Below are 21,362 nucleotides of genomic sequence, written 5' to 3' on the forward strand. Positions count from 1 at the left end.
GTGGGGTGTCACCCGCCAGCGCCGTTGATGACCTCACCGTAAAATGCCGGTATGGCCCAGAGAATAACGCCCCGGTTGCGGCCAGACGGTCAGGCCATGGGGCTCCAGCCCCACCGGGATTTTGCGGACGGCACCGGTTTGCGTGTCAATGGCATAAACCACATCATCGAAACGCCCGGAAAGCCAGAGGTAACGGCCATCCGCCGAGACATTCCCCATATCCGGGCTGCCCCCGCCAGGGATCGGCCAGTTTTTGATGACCTTATCGGTCGCGAGATCAATGACGGAGACACTGCCCGGACCGTTCTTCGGCCCATGAATTTTGTGGGAGCCGCGATTGGCGACATAAAGCAATTTGCTGTCCCGGCTGATATATTCCCCATGTGTCCCGACACCAGTCGGGATAAACCCCGTCTCCTTGAATATATCGCCATTCAGAATGAAGACACCGTCAGCCATCATGTCCGCGACATAGAAGCGGTGACCATCCGGCGCTGTCTGGATATCCTGCGGCATACCCCCTTTTGACAATTTGAGATAGCCAAGCACCTTGCGATTAACAGTATCCACTTTGACGAGATAGCCGCCAAACTCACAGGTGAAAATGGCATAGCGCCCATCACCGGAAAATCCGGCATGGTTGACGCCGGAGCATTCCGGAGTCGATACCGAGCCAATCAGCGCCATGGAAAGCGGCTCGCGGAAATCCAATCGACGGTGGGCCTCCGCGACGGTGATCGCGAATTTACCGTCCGGGGTGAAATACATATTATACGGATCATCCACGGGCAGAGAGGGGCCGGGCCGACCCGTCACCGGGTCAATCGACGTGAGGCTGCCATCCGCACGGCCTTCGGCATTATTCGTCACCCATAAGTGGCGGAGGTCCCAGGATGGCACAACATGTTGCGGGCTGCGGCCCACTTTGAAGCTGTCAACGACTTTAAAACTCGCCTGATCAATGACTGAAACCGAATTCCCTCTCAGATTGGGGACGTAAACCCGTTTAAGATCATGCGCCACAACAGGCGACAATTTCTCGGGGCCTGACGTTTCGCTATAAATATTTTTCGGGTTTATAACGGGCGGCATACCCGGGATCGTTTTTACCTCCTCCGACGGCAACGGCGCCGCATTTGGGACAGGCGTTTTTTCGAGCGAAAAAGCGGGACGTTTTGCCGACCCGTCATTGGGCTGCGCGGAGGAAAGGGCGGACAGAATGAAGGGTGACCCTGCGACAACGGCCATTGAAAAGAAGAATCTCAAATGCAGTAAGCTCATCAATGATCCTTTCAATTATTTGTACTCTCGACGCAGCCGGGCAATGGCCGCGTCAACCTGAAAGGAAGTGCCAACCGCGCCGAGCGCGGCGGTGCTAGGCCGGGGATCACCTCCATACACACCGTCTTCTTTCCCTGGCTTTAAAGACTTCTTCATCAGCGCAAGCCGAACCATCGTAGGATCAACCGCCAGCATGAGAGACGTATCCATCAAATCCGCGTGTTGGCCGATATCCTGCGCAAATCCCCTCTCCCGCAACCATGGGGCGAACCGGCTTTGCAGGACATCGTAATAGGGCGTTATATCGATCACGCGGGCTGCATTTCGCCAACGCGTGTTGAGTTGCTGCGTCACACGCGCGACAGAGGCGCGGTAACCACCATGGTCGGAGATAATGGCGATATGTTGGAAGCCCTGCGCACGCAGGCTTCCAGCCGCACCCATGAGCAGCCCTTCGAAAATCCGGGGTGGGATCGAGATCGTCCCAGGGAAGCGCATATGAGATGTGCGGGGCGACGTGTCGCCTTCCGGCACGTAGGCGATGACGGGCGCGACCAGGCAATGGCCCAGTCCCCGCGCGATCCGTAAAGCGAGCGCCGCGGCGCGGACATTATGTTTACCGACCGCGATGAAAGGCCCGCTCTGCTCCGTCCCGCCAATCGGGATGATCACCGTCTTGTCGCCATTCTGAATGGCGCGGGCGATTTCCGGCCAGGTCATTTTTTCAAGCGCGACTTCCGGCGCCGCGAGAGCCGATGGGGTGGGAAAGCCAAACCGAAACGCGACCCCGATAAACAAAATCATGCGCGGTACGACGTGCATTTTCATCCCCGAGCAGCGGCAAAATGGATGAGCGGCCTTTAGTCAGGCAGCCCCTCATTGCAACGCCTGGAGTAAACACGTCTTTGCATCGGCAACTGAATTAAAATTTTGGGTGAGAATCAGGGCGCGGCTTTAAGCCGCCAAAGCCCAAGGTCGAGTTTGTGCCCGTTGGAATAATTTAAACCGCTGACCCGTCCTAATAATTCGAGATCTTCCTGCTGATCTCCCAGAACGGCTTTGAAACGACCCTCTGCCTTGACGTCAATCAGGACCAAAGTGCATTGAGGACGCCACGCCATGTAGGTCGCCGCCGCACTGACACCGAAGAGCTTCGTCTGCGTCCCGACGAGGAAGGCGAGAGAAGGCTCGGAATAAGAAGGTGATAAAAGCGTCGTCTGATCGCCACATATCCGATGCGCTTTAAATAGTGCCGCAGCGTGAGGCGCGAGTTGAATGGTCGATAATTTCGGGATGACGATCAGAAACAACCCGAGATGGATCAGCACGGCGGAAAGAACAGCCCAGATCGCCGCCACGCGGCGCCGCGCCTGAAGCAATGCGACGCCGGACGCGCCCAACGTCACGCAGGCAAGCACGGAGCCGAAAATGAGGAGAGGATGGACGAAATGCTGGTCCCGCCAGATCAGCACTCCGCCTGATACGGCCAGAGCCAACCCTACGATCAACCACAGCGCGCCGTAAAGCCGGGTCAGCCAACGTCCGACGAGGTGACGCGGCACAGCGGGCGCCCATGCCATAATACCGGCGGATGCCAGAATGGCGATCGCGGGATAAGTGGGAAGGACGTAATGCGGTAATTTTGTCGCGATGATTTCAAAGACGAGCCAGTGCGGGATGATCCAGCAGAGCAGATATCGAACAGCCATCTCATGACGTCGCGCCCAGATCTGCGGCAATGCCAGCACGGCGAAAAACGAGCCCGGCCAGAAAGCGAGCAGAAACACCGCGAGATGATAACCCATCGGCAAACCATGCGCCTGCTGACCCTGGCCGATCTTGCCGAGAAAATTAACCTCAACCGCATCACGGAAAAACGCGCCATGACTGACGAACCCGATCGCGATGCACCACGGTAGAACGACCGCCAGCGCGATGAGCCAACCACATTTAAAGCGGAGCCCGCGCCACCATTCCCGCCGTCGCTCACATAGCCACAAAGCGCCAATCGTGCCGAAAGACGGGATGAGGACGACCGGCCCCTTCAACATCAGCCCGCATCCCAGCGCGAGCCAGAACAACAAAGCCCATTTAAAGGGAGCAACGCGCCCCTGCTGCGCGGACAGATAGGTTTTGAGCAGGGCGCCCTGAACCAGAAGAATATCGAAGAGCAGGACGGTGTCGATCGTCGCCATCCGCCCTTCCGCCGTCATAAGCGTTGAGACAGCGAGGAAGGCCGCCGCCAGCAAACCCGTCATCGCACCGAAAAGCAGGCTCCCGAGCCAAGCCGTCAATGTGACGGCACTTGTGACGGCGATCAGACTGGGGATGCGATAAGGCCACGCGACATGGCGCGCGGACGGGCCACCAAAGATCGCCTCCGCCTCCGCCTCCAGCCAGTAAATACCGGCGGGTTGCAGATAGCGCTTTTGATCCAGAAATTTCACATCGATGAAATTCCCCGTCTCCAACATCTGCGCGGAGGCTTCCATATAGCGGGGCTCGTCCCGATCAAGGGGCGGCAGGGTCATGCGCCCCGGCAGAAAGATCAGAAACGTCAGGAGGGCGATGGCGCTGTAATGGCGCCAGTCTAAGCGCGCCAAACCGCTATTCTTCCGTAAGCTGGCGCGGCAGGCGCGTGCGGTTTTGAAGCCAGGCAACACCCATCATGTCGCGAAGCCCCACGCAGGCGCGGCCGAAATTAGTGTATTTTGAACTACCGTGCAGACGGGGCCGATGTTGCGTTTCGATACAGATCAGCTTTGCACCGTAAGTGCCGAACAAGGCGGGTAAAAACCGATGCAGCCCCTCAAATTGCGGCAGGCGCAGAAACATGTCCCGACGAAAAAGCTTCATGGGCGCCCCTGTATCCGGGCAGCCATCTTTCAGGAGTTTCTGCCGTAGACCGTTTGCAATGCGCGTGGCCAGGCGTCGAGAGAGCCCGTCACGTCGCTTGCGCCGCACACCGACGACAATCGGCGCTTCAGCCTCCGCCTCCATAGCGTGCGTGGCGGCGCGATACATCGCGATGATGGTTGCCGGATCATCCTGTCCGTCACCATCCATTGTGGCGATCCACTGTCCCTGCGCCGCCTCTATGCCGGTGCGGAGCGCCGCGGATTTGCCGAGACGCCGGTCATGACTGATAATCCGCATCTGCGTCAGCCCCGCCGCCCGCGCCGCACGCAGCGACGCCAATGTATCATCCGTGCTGCCATCATTGACGAAAATGACTTCATGCTCAGGGAATGACGCCGCCATTTTTGACAGTTCGGCACAAACCGGCCCCACATTGCGGGCCTCATTCAAAACAGCGATGACGATCGAGAGAGGGCGGGACATTTCTGGAGCTTACCTCATCCCGATCATGTTCGGAAGCGCTTGGGCGCGCCGAAAGCGTTAGTGGCGTTTCGCCGTTTTCCCGTCATGCCTGTTCAGCGCATCCGGTAAAGCATCGAGACCCTGATCAAGCAGATTTTGGGCCAGCGAGTCGTTGCGTGCAACATCCTGACTCATGAGGGACCGCACAGCCGTGACGGCAGCCTGGGAAGCCACCTCCTTCACGTCCTGGATCGCGGCCCGGCGGGAAGCGGCGATGCGATCATGAGCGAGGCGCTCCCGCTGCTGAAGAACCTGCTCCGCCTTGCGCTGGGCGGCATCGGCAATCATGGCGGCCTCACGACGGGAATTTTCGATCAGTGTTTTGGCGTCGGCAATCGCTTCTTCACGGCTACGCGTGGCATCCTCAAGCATCTTCTCGGCCTCTCGGCGTAAAGCGCCCGCCTCATCGAGGTCACGCCGCACCTGCGCGGCCCGGCTGTCCAGTCCCGAGGCCACCACCCGCCAGATCTTGCGTCCAAAAAAGACGAAGAACAGCACGAAGGCAACAGCGACATAAAATCTCTGGTCGTGAAGCATGGTGCCCTCCGATCAATCTGATTGACGCGGAAGCGCCTGCGCGACAGCTTCCCGAATGGCCTGGCCGGATGGCGTGGTGGCTGCGTGCGGTGGCGTCAGGATTTTGGCGATAATCGCCTCCGCCGTTGACGTCGCGACGTCTGGCAGGGCGGCCATAGCCGCCTCGCGCTCCGCCGCGATGCGTTTTTCAGCTTCCACGATCTCACGGTTCAAGCGCTCGGCCATGGCGCGATTTTCAGATTCCGCGGCTTCACGGGCTTCACGGAGGACGCGGTCGATATTTTCCTGCGCCTGGGCGGCGGCTTCCTTCCGGACGCGATGTAGCTCTTCCACCGCGTGGTCAGCACCGCGCCGCGCATGGCGTGCCGTCTCAAGGTCACCCTCAATACGCTGGCGACGATCTGTCAGAACATGCTCCACCCGCGGCAGAGCTGAACGGCTGAGCACGAGGTAGAAAGCGATGAAGATGATCGCGCCCCAGAAGACCTGGCCCAGCAGGAGCGTGTTTTTGAAATCAAGCTGGGGCATGCCTTCGGCCCGCGCGAAAGCGGGATAAACGCCCAATGTCAAAATCAGCGCACGGGACAGTATCCCGAAACGCGTCGATGATGATCGTATGGCCCTTGGCATGCCGAAATAACCCGATCTCAGACGAACAGAATGAGGAAGGCGATCAGAAGCGCGAAGAGCGCCACAGCTTCCGTCAGAGCGAAGCCGAGCATACCAAGCCCGAAAACATGCTGGCGCGACGCCGGGTTACGCGCAATTGAGCTTACGAGGGTCGAGAAGATATTACCGAGCCCGATACCGACACCGGCAAGGGCGATGACAGCAATACCGGCACCGATTTCACGAGCAGCTGAGACGTCCATGAAGTTACTTCCTTATCAAACAAACAAGAGATATCGAGGCGGCGACATTAATGTGTCACGGCCTCACGCAGATAAATGCAGGTGAGAATGGCGAAGACATAAGCCTGCAACAAACCCACCAGCAATTCCAGACCCATCAGGGCGATGTTGATCGCGACGGGCGCGACGGCGAGCACGGGGCCGAAAATCCCGACCCCGGCCAGCATGATGGTGAAACCGGCAAACACCTCAAGCAGCACGTGGCCTGCCATCATATTGGCAAAAAGCCGGATGGAAAGACTGACCGGGCGCGACAGGAATGAAATGATCTCAATCGGGATCAGCAATGGCGCCAGCAATTTCGGCGCGCCTTCCGGCATGAAATGCGTGAAAAACCCGAAACCCTGATATCTGAGTGAGGCCAGAATGGAGACAGCAAACACCATCAGCGCCAGCGCCACCGTGATGACGATGTGACTGGTGAAGGTAAATGAGTAAGGCAGCAGGCCGAGATAATTACCCGCCAGAATGAAGAAAAAGATCGCGAAGACGAAGGGGAAGAATGTTGTCCCTTTCGGCCCGATCGTCTCAACAGCGAGATTATGGATGAACTCATAGCCAATTTCGGCCGCGGCCTGGAGTCGCCCCGGCACGACGGCGGCGGGGCGCATGCCTGCATAAAGCAGCGCCAGCACAATCAGGACGGCAATGGCCATAAAAACAGGGGATTGGCTGATCTGAAGTGCCGCACCCACCTGTCCGAGCACCGGATAAAGCTCGAACTGACTGAGTGCGTCGATCGTTCTCTCGGCGGCCAAACTGCCTCTCCCGCTTCTACCTCAGCCACCGGTCACGGTGGCTGTAAAACTGATGACCGCCCTGCACCTGCCCCTCAGATATTCACCTGCTTGACGGCGCGCAGAACGTTTAACGTGCCGGCAGCTCCACCGGCAAGGGCGAAAATGACGAGGAACAAGGCACGGAATCCCAATAAACGATCAAGCCCGTAACCGATCAGGCCACCCACGACGAGCGCGGCAACCATTTCGGTCCCGATACGCGCAGCAAAGCCGAAAAGGGACATGTCGCCCTTTCCCGCATTCTCGCCCGATGCCGCGTCGGCCTCATCCCGCATAGACGGGTCCGGACCCAGGCGCGACTCGGCCTGAGCCAGCCTTTGATCAAAGCTTGCCGCCGGTCCCCCTCGTGATTGGGAGGGTTTATCAGCGCCATCTTCTTTCAATAATTCCATACCGCCGCACCCCCTTGTCATATGAGCTGCCTTGGTGACGCGGTTGCTAGCCATGAAGTTGCAGCATGTCAATCGCTGCGGGACCGTATCGGGAAGAGTCAGGCGTTTTTTTCAACAGCATGGTAATAAAACACGGCCTTGCAAAGCCGGATTCAAGCCCCGATGTAGGCGGAAGAACCGGATCGCCTCATTCCGCTACGCGCCATGCGGGCCATCATGCCGAAGCCGCGCCTCGCCTGCCCATTCCCGTCGATTGCGGTCCAGTTCCTCCGCGTAACGGCGCAACGCGTATTTCTCCGTCAATACACCGAGCAATCTGCGATCAGTGCATGATTCGACGACGGCGAGCGCGTCCGCTTCCGCCAGGGTGAAGATATGGACGGCTTCCTGAATATTCATGGATGGCGTGAGGAAGTGATGATGCAGCATGGACAGCGACGCGATCTTTTCATCAGCCGCATGCACATCATTATGAAGGTCACTGAGTTGCACGATGCCGACATAATTCTGCGCCGCATCCACCACCACGACACCGCGCGCAGCGCCGAGTGGAACCGAGGATCTGGCCTGACAGATGGACGTATCGCACGACATGACGGCATCCGGCGCCCGCATCATGCTTTTGACATTGAGGCGGCGCATCCAGCTGACATCAAGGGCGGAGCGAATCGTCTCGCCACGCAAATGAAAGCGCCATGTCGCGAAGGAATAGCCGAAGAGGCGCCGCACTGTCAGCATCGCCATCATATTCGCCAGCAGGACACCGATAGCGAGCGCGAAATCCCCGGTCATTTCAAGCGCGAGACACACCATGGCCATCGGGCTGCCGATAATGGCGGTGGCCATGGCGGCCATCCCGACCGTCATCGCGAGTTGCGGGGAAAAATGGGTTACCCCCATCAGGCGCAAAACAGCGTGGAAAATATCCCCTGTCAGAACCCCGATATAAAGTGACGCAAAAAACAGGCCACCGCGAAATCCCGCGCCGATAGACACGCAGGATGCAATGATTTTGACGAGCAGAAAGCTTGCCGCAACGAGCAGGGTAAATCGGCCATCATAAACCAACCCCATCGCCGCATGTCCGCCTGAGAGGACTGTCGGTGTGTAAAGAGCGAGGCAGCCGACGACGATGCCCCCCATCATGGGCCGAAGCCATGACTTGGAAACATATTTCTGAAAAACCATTTCCGCCTGCGCGACGCCTTTCATGATCACGATCCCGAGAAGGGCGCAGATGATGGCCAATGCGATGACGGGTGGCACATCCTGCCATTCAAATCCTTCGAAAGCCGGGAAAGTGAGTAGTCGCGTCTCGCAACCGAGGAAATGCGTCATGCCGATCGCAGAGAGCGTTGCGACAACGACGGGCGCGACATTGGCGAGGGAGTAACTGCCGAGAATCAATTCAAAGGCATAAAATGAGCCTGCCATCGGGGCATTGAATGCCGCACCGATCGCCGCACCGGCCCCACATCCGACGAGAATGCGCAGATCCTCCTTCCGCACACGGAAGGCCGCGCCGATCCGGGAGCCGAATGCGGCGGCGAGCTGCGTAAAACCAGCTTCGAGACCCAAAGAGGCCCCACACCCATTGGAGAGAAACGTCTGAAACGCGACGACGCCGCTATCCCGCACGGACATACGCCCACCATGGAGCGCGTTGGCTTCAATCGGATCAACAGGTTGCGCGCCCCGTCTGTGATGTCGGCGCAAATTATACAGCCCCAGAACCAATCCACCGAGGGCGGGGATGATCAGAACACGCCACCACGTCATATGCTCGACGCCCGATAAGCGCCCACTTCCCGAGATATTGAAGAGAATTTTATGGGCAAGGCGCGTTGTCAGCGTCATCAGCCACACGCATAAACCCGCCAGCGCCCCAACCGACACGGCGAGTGCAACCAGCCAGACCTCATGACGTCGCACGAGCGCGCGCAGGTGAAGCGGCGCAAGGAAGCGTTGGGAGGCGGGTTTTGTGCGATGATCATTAAGCGACATGGAAGTTTGTCCTCTGGCGCGCTTGGGCGTTGAACTGCCCCGCCTGACGCAGTACTACTTATCCTCAACGTCCTGGGAAAGGACGATGCCAGGTGGCTGGAGATCCGGAGTTCAGACCGACCGTGTTGTTAAACGTGATAGAACGCAAGCCAGAAGTCGAAAATTCACGCCCGCCCGTGGTTTTTCTGCACGGCCTTTATGGTCGCGCGCGCAATTTAGGGTTTTTCCAGCGCCGCATCGCTGAAAAGAGACGCACGCTCGCCATCGATTTACGCAATCACGGTGACAGTCCGCATGGCCCGGGGGATTACCCCGCTATGACGCAGGATGTGGCAGAGACAATGATTGCCCATCACGCGACACCGGCCGCCATCATGGGACATTCAATGGGGGGTAAAGTGGCGATGCTGCTCGCCCTTGAACACCCGGAACTTGTTTCCTCCCTCGTGATTGGTGATATGGCACCGGCACGGACAGGACATGGTCAGGGCAAGTTGGCGCTTGACCTGCTTCAGCTCAAATTCCCCAAACGTCTGGATCGGGCGGGTGCGAACAATCTTTTAAGCACCGTCGTTGAATCGCAGCAGGTGCGGGATCTGCTTCTGCAGAATATCCGTCTGGGCGATGACCCGGGTTGGACGATGGGGTTGCAGGATATTGCCGAATCCATCGCGAACATTGAAAACTGGCCCTACGTGCCGGAGGGACATGTTTATGACGGGCCCGTGCTTTTCATCCGGGGTGAGAATTCGCCCTACATCTCGGAAAAGCATTTCGATGTCATGAAAAAACTTTTCCCCAATCACCGGCTTGAAACGATGAGGAAGGTCGGTCACTGGCTTCATGCCGAGGATCCCAAAACCTTCAACACATTTTTGACGACTTTCCTTGACGCCTACTGAAATCAGCCTCGCGCCGATCAAGGCAGGCACAGCGCCGGTAACGTTTCAGATCACGCGTCGAAGGGTTTTTAAAAACGGGCGGTGACGCCATATTGACCCATGGCCGGTCGCGGCAATAAGCGCGCTGGCCCTGTTCTGATTTTTATGACGCAGGTGCTCCGCTGAACCGCACGCCGGACTTTAAATCGACCGAAATCCGTTCGGAGCTCCAGGGGCGTCAGGGGGACGCGGCGCGCCGCGTGGAGCCGCGCCTGTTTGCACAACGATCAGCGCGAGAGGTTGAGGCACCGCTGAAGGCGACGATCAAGAGCCGGTTTGCGCAATATGTGCCGCCCATCGCCGCCATCGCCCGCCTGCACCCGACCCGCACAAAACTGACGCCGCGCGCCGCACCGGAAAATTCTTTCTCAGGGCCGTTTTTCAGCACGATCATTCTGCATTTATGTCTTGTCACCCTGCTTATCTGGCAATCGCGGCATCATGATTTCCTTGGGCACGCGCAAGGCGATCTGCCGGATGAGGTGGAGGTGACATTTGACACCCCCATGCAGGGTACGATGCAGGGGCCGCAAAATAACAGTGATGCGGGGGCGCAGAAAGCCGGTCTGCCATCGCACGGCAAGCCCGCGCGGAACGCTGCAGACCTTCAGGATGAGGTTGCGCGGGACGAAACATCAGGCAGCGCGACACCGCAACCCATGTCACCGGTGATGCCGCCTGATGAGGCGGGTGACGAGGCCGCCCCCGCCACAACAAACGCCGCTATCCCGACCGACGCCCCGCACCCGACGCCGCCGCTTCCGCCGCGCCACGCCCAGCGCCGCCAAAGTGCGCCGAAATCCAGAAACCCCTTCGAGAACATGGCGAATCTGGATTACAATGATGCCTCACCCGCTCCCCGCCGACGCACGGGCCGCTATGGCGGCGCGCACGGACCGGTCGATATGTCTTACGGGCCTCTCGTCAAAAATGGGACGGTGAACTCGCCCAATCTCTCCGTGCGGAAAATCCGTGGCGTGAGTGAAGATTACGGGGAGGAGCTCTCACGCTGGATCCGCAGCCGGCTCTTCTACCCTGCCGACGCCGTGGCTAACGGGGAGGAGGGGGAGTCCTCCCTGCATGTCGTGCTGGATCGGCAGGGGCGGGTGAAGTCCGTCCGCGTGACGGGGCAATCCGGTTCCTACGCGCTGGATGCCGCTGCCATGAGTATTTTCAGTATGCATGCGCAGCTCCCGCCGATTCCGCCGGACATGGTTGGTGACCATTTTGATATTGATATGACCATCAATTACATCCTGATACGCGGGTAACATGGGGTCCACGGACGTCAATCCGTGGCCGAGACATCCTCATAAGCTGAAGGGTCAGGACAGGCGCAGACGAGGTTACGGTCTCCCCAGGCATTATCGATGCGATTGACGGGCGGGAAATATTTATCCGCGTTACTTCCCCCCATCGGGCAACATCCCTGCGCGCGCGTGTAGACGCGCTGCCAATCGCCCGTGAGGTCGTTTAATGTGTGGGGGGCGTGACGCAACGGGCTCTCCATCAGCGCCATATCGCCCCTGGCGATTTCCGCGATTTCCGCGCGTATGGCGATCATGGCATCGCAGAAGCGATCCAGCTCCGCGAGGCTCTCTGACTCGGTCGGTTCAATCATGAATGTGCCTGGCACGGGGAAGCTGATGGTCGGCGCATGGAAACCGTGATCAATCAGGCGTTTCGCGATATCATCAACTGTGACGCCGGTTTCGTCTTTGATCGGGCGCAGATCAATAATGCACTCATGCGCTGTATAACCCTGACGGCCGCGATAAAGGACGGGGAAGTGTGGCTCAAGCCGATGCGCAATATAATTGGCATTCAGCACGGCGAGTTCCGTCGCGCGCCGCAATCCGGCATCGCCCATCATCATGAGATAGGCAGCCGATATCGGCAGAATGGACGCAGAGCCATACATGGCCGCCGACACGGCGTGCGCACCGCCTTTTTCAGGCTGACCGGGCAGGAAAGGTGCAAGATGCGCTTTGACGCCGATCGGGCCCATACCCGGCCCCCCACCCCCATGCGGGATGCAGAATGTTTTATGCAGGTTGAGATGCGAGACATCCGCGCCGAACAGACCCGGATAGGCAAGCCCGAGCTGGGCGTTCATATTGGCGCCATCCAGATAGATCTGCCCCCCTTCCGCGTGCACCAGACGGCACAAGGCCACGATGTGATCCTCAAACACGCCATGGGTTGAGGGGTAGGTGATCATCATCGCTGCCACGGCGTTTTTGTGAGCAGCGAGTTTCGCTTTGAGGTCTTCGAGATCGACATTGCCCTGCGCATCGCAGGCCACGACGACGACACGCATCCCCGCCAGATGGGCTGAAGCCGGGTTCGTACCATGCGCCGAAGCCGGGATCAGACAGATATCGCGCTGCGCCTCCCCCTGCGCCTGATGGTAGGCCCGGATGGCCAACAACCCTGCATATTCCCCCTGCGCCCCGGAATTTGGCTGGAGTGACACAGCGTCATAGCCCGTCACACGGCAGAGCGCCTGCTCCAGATATGCAAAAAGCGTGTGATATCCCTTCACCTGATGCGCGGGCGCGTAAGGGTGAATGGCGGCAAATTCGGGCCAGGAGACCGGCATCATTTCTGTCGCCGCATTGAGCTTCATGGTGCAGGAGCCCAGCGGGATCATCGTCCGGTCAAGCGCGAGGTCACGATCCGCAAGGCGGCGCAGATAGCGCATCATCTCCGTCTCGGATCGATATTGATGAAAGACCGGATGCGTCAGGAGCGCCCCGTCCCGCTGCAAAGCCGCGGGGAAACACGCTTGCGGCAGGGTAATTCCGTCCTCCAGCGCTTCAATATCCGCACCCGGCGCAAAAACCTGCCATAGAGTCCTGATATCCTCCGCGGACGTCACCTCATCGCAGGAAATGCCGATTTTGCCACCGCCAGCATCCCGCAGATTAATGCCTTCCGCTTCAGCGCGCTTCAGGATCACTTCAGCCTCGTCACCGACGAAGACGGTGAGGGTGTCGAAAAAATCATCCGAAACAGGCGGGACGCCCAGTTTACGCAGCCCCGCTGCCAGGATTGACGCCAGGCGGTGCACACGTTGCGCGATGGCGCGCAGGCCTTCCGGGCCGTGATGGACCGCATACATTGCCGCGATCACCGCGAGCAGAACCTGCGCGGTGCAGATATTCGAGGTCGCTTTTTCCCGCCTGATATGTTGCTCACGCGTTTGCAGGGCCAAACGATAAGCAGCGCGACCCGCTGAATCGCGGGAGACACCGATCAGTCGCCCGGGCATATGCCGCTTGAAGCTTTCCCTGACAGCCATGAAAGCCGCGTGAGGGCCGCCGAAACCCATCGGCACGCCGTAACGCTGCATGGAACCGACAGCGATATCCGCCCCCATCTCACCGGGGGGTTTGAGCAGAAGCAGCGCCAGCGGATCTGTCGTCATGGTGATGATGACGTCACGACCGCGCAGGTGCGCGATCAACTCCCGATCATTCCGCACCGCGCCGGAGCTTCCGGGGTAGGAAAGCAGAACGCCGAAAATATCGTCGCGCGAGGCGGCGTCCTCCGGCTTGCCGACAAGGATCTGCCAGCCCAGCGGTGCAGCGTGCGTTTCCAGGACGGCGATAATTTGCGGGTGCGTGTCCGCATCGACGAAAAAAACATCGCCTTCCACGCGGGAGACACGATGCGACATTGTCATCGCTTCCGCGCAGGCCGTGGCCTCATCCAATAAAGAAGCGTTGGCGATATCAAGCCCGGTCAGATCTTTGACCAGAGTCTGAAAAGTAATGAGCGCCTCAAGGCGGCCTTGGCTGATCTCAGGCTGATAGGGGGTATAGGCGGTGTACCAGGCCGGATTTTCAAAGATATTGCGCTGGATCACCGCAGGCATAAGGGTATCGTAATATCCCTGCCCGATCATGGAGCGCATGACGATATTCTGCTGGGCCATCTCCCGCAATCTCGTCAATGCTTCCGCTTCAGAAAGTGCGTCGCCAATGCGGCGCGCTGATGGGTCCGGCCCGTCGCGATCGAGGATTTCAGCCGGTATCGTGGCGTCAATCAGCGCATCCAGACTGTCGAGGCCGAGCGTTTGCAACATGGCGTCAATGTCGCGCGAGCGCGGTCCGACATGGCGGTCGATAAAGGGCGCGGCCGCAGACGCAGGCCAAAGGGGATCGCGTTGCGACACGGAAACAGAACTCCTTGCAGGCAGGATCATAATGCCGGGCCGACGTAACCGCCTGACCGGCAGACTGGATTAAAGAGAGGCTTTATAGGCGGTTGCATCCAGCAAGCCGTCCAATTGCGTGCGGTCCGTGACCCTCAGCGTGAAGATCCACCCGGCCCCCTCAGGATCTTCATTGACCAGATGCGGGGAGTCGGAGAGTTGTTCATTGAACCCGGTGATCTCACCCGCGACCGGCGCATAAATATCGGAAGCCGCCTTGACGGACTCAACGACAGCCGCCGCGTCGCCCTGGGCAAGTGCGGTCCCGGCATCCTTGGCTTCAACGAAGACAAGCTCTCCCAATTCGTCCGCGGCGTGACGGGTGATACCCACCGTCGCAACATCACCATCCAGACGAACCCACTCATGGGACGGGGCGTAAAAAACCATCATATTCGGCATTCTCCACTCATGAACGCTTGTAACCGGGGGGGACAAAATTCACGCCGACAATATGGACGTCCGTCACCTTCCCGCGGAGGGCCGCGTAGATCACTTGCCCTGTTTTGCTGAAAGCCGGCGTCACATAGCCCATGGCAACCGGCCCGTTAAATGACGGCCCGAAGGCGCCGGATGTCACTTTGCCGATCGGGGTTTCTGCTTCCGGGTCCGCATAGAGTACCTCCCCGGCGCGGATCGGTGCGCGTCCCGTTGCCGCGAAGCCGACACGACATTGCGCAGGCCCCTCCGCCAGTTCGTTCAGGATCACATCATCGCCGGGAAAGCCCCCTGCCCGCGCACCACCCGCGCGACGGCATTTCGGGATCGCCCATTGCAGGGAGGCTTCGATGGGAGTGGTGTTTTCATCAATATCCTGCCCGTAAAGGCACAGCCCGGCCTCAAGCCGTAAGCTGTCGCGCGCACCCAGACCGATCGGAAGGACACGCGGATCGGACAGGATTTTCTCCGCGATAGAGACGGCGTCGGCGGCGGGGAGGCTCAGCTCAAACCCGTCCTCACCCGTGTAACCTGACCGGGCGAGGATACAGGCGACGCCGTCAATCTTGGTATCGATGACGTCCATAAACCGCATGTCACGGCTCGGCGGACAAAGCGCGCCCATGATCTCCGCGGATAGAGGCCCCTGCAAAGCGAGGAGCGCACGATTTTCGAGAGGAGTGACGACGATATCATCCTCAAGATGCGCCCGAAGATGCGCGAGGTCCTTTTCCTGACGGCTCGCATTGACGACCATAAAGATGGCCTCGCCACGTCGCGCCACCATTAGATCATCAAGAAGCCCCCCATTTGGCAGGGTGAAAAAGCCGTAACGCTGTCGGCCATCCTGAAGGCCCGCGATATCAATGGGAATGATTTTTTCAAGCGCGGCGGCAAGGGCTGCAAACCCGCCTTCACGCACGGTGATTTCGATCTGGCCCATATGGGACACATCAAATAATCCGGCCGCGCGGCGTGTATGGAGGTGCTCTGCCATCAACCCCGCTTTATAATAAAGCGGCATGTCATACCCGGCGAAAGGCACCATTTTTGCGCCGAGACGGAGATGGAGGGCGTGGAGAGCTGTGCGGTACAATGTTTGGGACAAAGACGAACGCCTCCTGGGAGAGGTTGAAATCTTTGCCCCTTCTGTCGGTTCGCCTGAGATCGCTATCCCTTCGGCGGACGCCTTGAAGACGCCTCTTTCCAGAAGTAAAACGATTCCGGTCCTTTTGCCTGAGAGTTTCCGGGGCGGTTGCTCCTTCGGCGCTGGTTGAAACCAGCCTCTCCCGTAAATCGAGGCTTTACTCTTGGCAGAACTCCAGTTCTAAATCAACTATCGAAAACTTAAGGAAATGATAGTGTCAAAACCTTTCATCGTACTCGCTGAATTTTCCGTCGCGCCAGACTCCTTTGACGCGTTTTTTGAACTCTGCCTCTTTGACAGCCGCCATTCCCTGGGTGATGAGGAAGGCTGTCTCGGGTTTGATGTTCTGACGGATAATGACGATAAATCCGCGATTGTTCTGCACGAAACCTACAAAGACCGTGCCGCGTTTGACGCGCATCTGCAAATGCCACATTTCAAAAAATTCGCGGAAGCGCTGAAAGAGCTGGAAGTTGAGGAGAAATATGTCCGGTTTTTCACCCACCAGGCTCCAGCGCGATAAGGTTTTTACGTTCAGGCGCACCGCGATAATCGGCGTTGCCCTGGCGGCGCCGCTTCTCGCCGCGTGCTCCCATGAGGATTTTTTACTCTCAAATGCGCGCACCGGTATGAGCAATCCGGCATCAACTTACTGCATTCAAAAAGGCGGCGGGTTGCAGATGGTCCGGGACGAGAAAGGCGTGCACGCTTTGTGCCACCTTCCCGACGGGCGCATCATTGAGGCGTGGGATCTCTTCCGTCAGGATCACCCGACGCAAAATCAAGGCCAGATGGCGACGACGCCAGCGCAGCCGGACAAAAGCGGGAAATAAGGCCCTGTACGTCAGGTGGCGCAGTGCCTCCGGAGCCTCATGACGACCGCCTGACAGGATGCAGGCGATCGTCAGGCAGGGGGTCAGTTTCTGGCTTTATCCACCAATTTGCCCTTCGCGATCCAAGGCATCATGGCGCGCAGTTTCTCACCTGTTTTTTCAATCTGATGCGCGTCATTGCGTGCGCGGATGGCCTTGAAGCCAATACCACCTGACTGGTTCTCCTGAATGAAATTCCGCACAAACGTGCCGTTCTGAATATCCGTCAGCACGCGTTTCATTTCAGCTTTCGTTTCCGGGGTCACGATGCGGGGACCGGTGACATACTCACCATATTCCGCCGTGTTGGAAATCGAATAATTCATATTGGCGATACCGCCTTCATAAATCAGATCGACGATGAGTTTCATCTCATGGAGGCATTCGAAATATGCCATCTCTGGCGCATAACCGCCCTCGACAAGCGTCTCAAACCCGGCCCGGATCAGCTCAACCAGCCCACCGCAGAGAACTGCCTGCTCACCAAAGAGATCCGTCTCGACTTCCTCCTTGAAGCTCGTCTCAATAATGCCGGCCCGGCCGCCGCCATTAGCCGAAGCGTAGGAAAGCGCGATATCAAGCGCATTCCCGGATGCATCCTGCGCCACCGCAACAAGAGACGGCACGCCACCACCACGCTGATATTCCGACCGCACTGTGTGGCCAGGACCCTTCGGTGCAATCAGAAAAACATCCAGATCAGGACGTGCTTCGATAATGCGGAAGTGGATCGACAGACCATGCGCAAAAGCGAGGGCGGCCCCCTGTTTCAGATTTTTCTCCAGATGTTCTTTGTAAAGAGCGCCCTGCCCCTCATCAGGTGTCAGCACCATCACCACATCAGCCCAGGATGCCGCCTCAGAGGGGGTCATGACTTTAAACTCGGCTTCCTGTGCTTTCGCGACAGCTTTCGAATCCGGCCGCAGGGCGACGACAATGTCGCTTACACCGCTATCACGAAGATTATGCGCGTGGGCATGCCCCTGACTACCGTAACCGATAATGGCCAGTTTTTTACTTTTGATTAAGCCGAGATCGCAGTCACGGTCGTAATAAACACGCATCGGTGTTCTCCCTCACATTTTAAATTAGGCTGACTGAAAGGATTTCTGTGCGCCACGTGTCATGGCGACGATGCCGGTCCGCGCGACTTCCATCACGCCAAGCGGAAGCAACAGATCGATGAAAGCCGTCACCTTGTCGCTTGAACCTGTGACTTCATACACGCAGGATGTCGCCGACACATCGACAATGCGGGCGTGAAAGGCATCGGCAATACGCATGGCTTCCGTCCGCGGGTCACCGCGATTGACCACTTTGATCAATGCCAACTCCCGCCCGACATGCGGCCCCGGCGCACTGAGGTCAAGCACGCCATGCACCGGGACAAGACGCCCCAACTGCGCCTTGATCTGCGCAATCACCATCTCCGTCCCCGAAGTCACGATGGTGATGCGTGACATATGGTGGGCCGGGTCGATTTCCGAGACAGTGAGGCTCTCAATATTATAGCCACGGCCTGAAAACAGCCCGACAACCCGGGCCAGCGCCCCGCTCTCATTTTCGATGATCACGGCGATGATCGCCGTTTTTATGGGTTCTTCTTTCATTAGACCAACATCATGCCTTCATCGGTGATCCGCGCGGCGTCTGTCTGTCGGTCCGGCCCGAGAAGCATCTCATTATGCGCCGCCCCTGACGGAATCATGGGGAAACAATTTTCATCAGGGCTCACACAGATTTCAGCGACGACGGAGCCCTTATGCGTCAACATCGTCTCGATCGCTTCATCCAGCTCCCCAACGCAGGTGGCCCTGACGCCCTTGCCATGAAACGCCTCGGCAAGCCGGGTAAAATCAGGCAGGGCCTCGCTGTAGGAATGGGCATAGCGTGAACCGTGCAATAATTCCTGCCATTGCCGCACCATGCCCATATAGCGGTTATTCAGGATGAAGATTTTGACCGGCAGATCATATTGCGCCATCGTCCCGAGCTCCTGAATATTCATCAGGATGGAGGCCTCACCCGCAATATCAATGACCAGTCCCTCCGGATGAGCGATCTGCGCGCCGATTGCGGCGGGTAGGCCATAACCCATTGTTCCCAGCCCACCTGAAGTCAGCCAGTGATTCGGTGCATCGAAATGGAAATGCTGCGCCGCCCACATCTGATGCTGCCCGACTTCTGTCGAGACATACACATCCTTCTTCACCTTCCGCGTGGCTTCATAGAGGCGTTTGATGGCGTGTTGGGGCCGGATAACTGCCGCCGGATCCATATCCTGCTCGAAAGCGAAACTATCAATGGCGCGCCAACCATCAATTTTCTGCCACCATTGAAACAGGTCATTCGGCCCGCCCTCCCACATCTCATTCAATGCCTGAAGCGTGAGACCGACATCACCGATAAGGGCGTGGTCCGCGCGGATGATTTTATTGATCTGCGAAGGGTCTATATCCGCGTGAATCTTGAGTGACCCCGGCGAGAATGCATCAACGCGCCCCGTTACGCGGTCATCAAATCGTGCTCCCAAGGCGATGAGAAGATCGCAATCATGCGTCGCCAGATTGGCTTCGTAACTGCCATGCATCCCCAACATGCCGAGGAAATGCGGGTCCGTCGTCGGGACAGCGCCCAACCCCATCAAGGTTGAGGTAACGGGGAAGCCGGTTTTACGCACCAGCTCCCGCAACGCGGCGGAGGCACCTGGCCCCGCATTGATCACCCCGCCCCCTGTGTAAAAGAGGGGCCGACGCGCCTTCTTCATCATCGCGACCGCTTCCCGGATCGCGGTCGGGTCCGGTTGGGTCTGCGGTGCATATGGGCGTCGCCGGCTATCAAAGCGCGAAGGTGCCGCCTCAATCTTACCGACAGAAATATCCTTCGGGAGGTCAATCAGCACAGGGCCGGGCCGTCCTGTCGTCGCGACACGAAAGGCCTCCCGCACGATGGGGGCAAGGTCCTTCCCGTGTTTGACGAGGTAATTATATTTCGTCGCAGGGCGCGTGATGCCGGTCGTGTCCGCTTCCTGAAACGCATCATTGCCGATCAGCGCGGAAGGAACCTGCCCGCAAATACAGACGATCGGGATTGAGTCCATCAAAGCATCGACCAGGCCGGTCACGGCGTTGGTTGCGCCGGGGCCGCTTGTCACCAGCACGATGCCGGGCCTGCCCGTGGCGCGCGCATAACCCTCCGCCGCATGGACAGCCGCCTGCTCATGCCGGACAAGAATGTGACGAATATCCTGTCGCTGATGCAGAGCGTCGTAAATCGGGAGGACCGCGCCGCCGGGATAGCCGAAAATAACATCAACACCATGCTCGACCAACAGGTCCAGAAGCTGCTGCGCGCCATTCTGCGCCGTTATTGACGATGTCGCGACCGGATGATCTGAATCGGACATAACCGACCTCCCTTTTGAGAAAGGGGGCTTACCGCAAAATTCAACAGCGCGTCAATCGCGCCCTTATAAATATTTCTAAATCTTCTAACGTTCTTTCCGAAAATTGCGCAGATTGATCAAATCTTTGCGATAAATTATACGTTTGCGCCGCGCTAGCAAGTTCGTGATGTCTGAACCACGTCGCTTGCCGCCTTGTATATTGTCCCGTCGCAAGGGTCGCGCGTTCTCGCGCCATCGCCAGGGTCATTTTTCCATCCAGAAACGCGATCAATTCCGGCACGCCATGGGCGCGCATGGCAGGGAGGGAGGGGGGTAGATTGCGGGCGCGCAAAGCTGTGACTTCCTCAATCGCGCCATGATCCAGCATGACGTCAAAACGGGCCGCAATCGCCGCGCGCAACGCGTCTCTCGGTGGGTCGAGTCGCAGGGCGATGAAGCGGCATGACGCCGCGGGAAGGTGCGATTCGCGCCGCCACCAGCTCAGGGTTTCGCCCGTTCCGCGCCACACCTCCCAGACACGCGCCAGCCTCTGACCATCGGATGGTGCGATCCGGCTGACCGCGTCCGGGTCAATCGCCTGGAGCGCAGCATAGAGCGATTCGGGTCCCTCCGCCGCGAGTTTTTCGCGGGCTTCCGCGCGGGCTTCCGGCCCCGGGTCAGGCACCTCCACCAGGCCCTCAATGAGGGCGCGCAGATACATGCCCGTCCCGCCACAGAAAATCGGCAATTTACCCAGAGCGAGAGCCGCGTCCATCTCATCCAGAGCGTGGCGACGCCACCAGGCGACACTTCCATTTTCCGCCGCGTCGAGGATGCCGTAGAGACGATGCGGCACGGCCTGCATTTCCGCCTCTGACGGGCGCGCTGTCAGGATGCGCAGATCCCGGTAAACCTGCATGGAATCCGCGTTAATGATGACCCCGTCAAAAAGCTGCGCGAGAGAAAATGCCAGAGCCGACTTGCCGGAGCACGTCGGTCCGGCCACAATAAGCGCGGTCGGCGTGTGTTGCATGCGTCGTTTGTGACACAGAAA

At 58.6% G+C, this 21,362-nt stretch carries 21 protein-coding genes and 1 riboswitch; of the genes, 4 read left to right on the forward strand and 17 right to left on the reverse strand.

Translation table 11 applies throughout. From position 1 onward, the window contains the following. Positions 1-33: 33 nt before the first annotated feature. The 10 genes from N5W20_RS07720 to N5W20_RS07765 form a co-directional block, all read right to left on the reverse strand. Positions 34-1,248, reverse strand: a complete 1,215-nt coding sequence (locus N5W20_RS07720; RefSeq protein WP_319806567.1) for a YncE family protein — start codon at positions 1,246-1,248, stop codon at positions 34-36. A 48-nt stretch (positions 1,249-1,296) separates the two neighbouring features. Beyond that, positions 1,297-2,103: a creatininase family protein gene (locus N5W20_RS07725; RefSeq protein WP_319806568.1), complete on the reverse strand. Its 807-nt coding sequence runs from the start codon at positions 2,101-2,103 to the stop codon at positions 1,297-1,299. A gap of 119 nt (positions 2,104-2,222) precedes the next feature. Next, complete coding sequence (locus tag N5W20_RS07730) at positions 2,223-3,884, reverse strand: ArnT family glycosyltransferase (RefSeq protein ID WP_319806569.1); 1,662 nt, start codon at positions 3,882-3,884, stop codon at positions 2,223-2,225. 4 nt (positions 3,885-3,888) lie between these two features. Further along, the gene (locus N5W20_RS07735; RefSeq protein WP_319806570.1) at positions 3,889-4,623 is read right to left on the reverse strand and encodes a glycosyltransferase family 2 protein; all 735 of its coding nucleotides are present in this window, start codon (positions 4,621-4,623) and stop codon (positions 3,889-3,891) included. 57 nt (positions 4,624-4,680) lie between these two features. Next, complete coding sequence (locus N5W20_RS07740) at positions 4,681-5,199, reverse strand: F0F1 ATP synthase subunit B family protein (RefSeq protein ID WP_319806571.1); 519 nt, start codon at positions 5,197-5,199, stop codon at positions 4,681-4,683. Between the two features lie 12 nt (positions 5,200-5,211). Further along, complete coding sequence (locus N5W20_RS07745; protein ID WP_319806572.1) at positions 5,212-5,829, reverse strand: F0F1 ATP synthase subunit B family protein; 618 nt, start codon at positions 5,827-5,829, stop codon at positions 5,212-5,214. A 17-nt stretch (positions 5,830-5,846) separates the two neighbouring features. After that, on the reverse strand, positions 5,847-6,071 hold the full coding sequence (locus N5W20_RS07750) for an ATP synthase subunit C family protein (RefSeq protein ID WP_319806573.1): 225 nt from the start codon (positions 6,069-6,071) through the stop codon (positions 5,847-5,849). Positions 6,072-6,118: 47 nt separating this feature from the next. Beyond that, a complete protein-coding gene (locus tag N5W20_RS07755) occupies positions 6,119-6,868 on the reverse strand; it encodes a F0F1 ATP synthase subunit A (RefSeq protein WP_319806574.1) in 750 nt (249 codons plus the stop codon). 74 nt (positions 6,869-6,942) lie between these two features. Beyond that, positions 6,943-7,302, reverse strand: a complete 360-nt coding sequence (locus N5W20_RS07760; protein WP_319806575.1) for an AtpZ/AtpI family protein — start codon at positions 7,300-7,302, stop codon at positions 6,943-6,945. Positions 7,303-7,497: 195 nt separating this feature from the next. Next, positions 7,498-9,306 carry a chloride channel protein gene (locus N5W20_RS07765; RefSeq protein WP_319806576.1) on the reverse strand — a complete coding sequence of 603 codons (1,809 nt, stop codon included), beginning with the start codon at positions 9,304-9,306 and terminating at the stop codon, positions 7,498-7,500. 122 nt (positions 9,307-9,428) lie between these two features. Here N5W20_RS07765 and N5W20_RS07770 point away from each other — a divergent pair, with 122 nt between their 5' ends. Together N5W20_RS07770 and N5W20_RS07775 are read left to right on the forward strand one after the other, a co-directional pair. Then, positions 9,429-10,208 (forward strand): alpha/beta fold hydrolase, encoded by a 780-nt coding sequence (locus N5W20_RS07770; RefSeq protein WP_319807870.1) that lies wholly within the window; start codon positions 9,429-9,431, stop codon positions 10,206-10,208. 239 nt (positions 10,209-10,447) lie between these two features. Next, on the forward strand, positions 10,448-11,518 hold the full coding sequence (locus N5W20_RS07775; RefSeq protein WP_319806577.1) for an energy transducer TonB: 1,071 nt from the start codon (positions 10,448-10,450) through the stop codon (positions 11,516-11,518). A 17-nt stretch (positions 11,519-11,535) separates the two neighbouring features. Here N5W20_RS07775 and gcvP read toward each other — a convergent pair whose 3' ends face one another. Genes gcvP through gcvT form a run of 3 tightly spaced genes read right to left on the reverse strand, consistent with a single transcriptional unit; the run spans position 11,536 to position 16,012 of the window. After that, positions 11,536-14,457 (reverse strand): aminomethyl-transferring glycine dehydrogenase, encoded by a 2,922-nt coding sequence (gcvP, locus tag N5W20_RS07780; protein ID WP_408869397.1) that lies wholly within the window; start codon positions 14,455-14,457, stop codon positions 11,536-11,538. A 39-nt stretch (positions 14,458-14,496) separates the two neighbouring features. Next, entirely contained in the window at positions 14,497-14,859 is a 363-nt protein-coding gene (gcvH, locus tag N5W20_RS07785; protein WP_319806579.1) for a glycine cleavage system protein GcvH, read from the reverse strand. A 16-nt stretch (positions 14,860-14,875) separates the two neighbouring features. Then, the gene (gcvT, locus tag N5W20_RS07790; protein ID WP_319806580.1) at positions 14,876-16,012 is read right to left on the reverse strand and encodes a glycine cleavage system aminomethyltransferase GcvT; all 1,137 of its coding nucleotides are present in this window, start codon (positions 16,010-16,012) and stop codon (positions 14,876-14,878) included. 106 nt (positions 16,013-16,118) lie between these two features. Beyond that, positions 16,119-16,206: riboswitch (glycine riboswitch) on the reverse strand. Between the two features lie 59 nt (positions 16,207-16,265). Here gcvT and N5W20_RS07795 point away from each other — a divergent pair. Next, a complete protein-coding gene (locus tag N5W20_RS07795) occupies positions 16,266-16,574 on the forward strand; it encodes a putative quinol monooxygenase (RefSeq protein ID WP_319806581.1) in 309 nt (102 codons plus the stop codon). After that, on the forward strand, positions 16,537-16,884 hold the full coding sequence (locus N5W20_RS07800) for a putative hemolysin (protein ID WP_319806582.1): 348 nt from the start codon (positions 16,537-16,539) through the stop codon (positions 16,882-16,884). Before N5W20_RS07795 ends, N5W20_RS07800 begins: the two co-directional genes overlap by 38 nt. A gap of 83 nt (positions 16,885-16,967) precedes the next feature. On the opposite strand, the gene ilvC is transcribed toward N5W20_RS07800, so the two are convergent. The 4 genes from ilvC to miaA are packed head-to-tail and all read right to left on the reverse strand — an operon-like array spanning position 16,968 to position 21,341. Next, positions 16,968-17,987 carry a ketol-acid reductoisomerase gene (gene ilvC / locus N5W20_RS07805; protein ID WP_319806583.1) on the reverse strand — a complete coding sequence of 340 codons (1,020 nt, stop codon included), beginning with the start codon at positions 17,985-17,987 and terminating at the stop codon, positions 16,968-16,970. Positions 17,988-18,011: 24 nt separating this feature from the next. After that, complete coding sequence (gene ilvN, locus N5W20_RS07810) at positions 18,012-18,533, reverse strand: acetolactate synthase small subunit (RefSeq protein ID WP_319806584.1); 522 nt, start codon at positions 18,531-18,533, stop codon at positions 18,012-18,014. Beyond that, entirely contained in the window at positions 18,533-20,329 is a 1,797-nt protein-coding gene (ilvB, locus tag N5W20_RS07815; RefSeq protein WP_319806585.1) for a biosynthetic-type acetolactate synthase large subunit, read from the reverse strand. Before ilvB ends, ilvN begins: the two co-directional genes overlap by 1 nt. 40 nt (positions 20,330-20,369) lie before the next feature. Next, complete coding sequence (gene miaA, locus N5W20_RS07820) at positions 20,370-21,341, reverse strand: tRNA (adenosine(37)-N6)-dimethylallyltransferase MiaA (RefSeq protein ID WP_319806586.1); 972 nt, start codon at positions 21,339-21,341, stop codon at positions 20,370-20,372. Positions 21,342-21,362 lie beyond the last annotated feature (21 nt).

Origin of the sequence: Candidatus Kirkpatrickella diaphorinae, assembly GCF_025736875.1 — a bacterium.
GTDB lineage: Bacteria > Pseudomonadota > Alphaproteobacteria > Acetobacterales > Acetobacteraceae > Sorlinia > Sorlinia diaphorinae.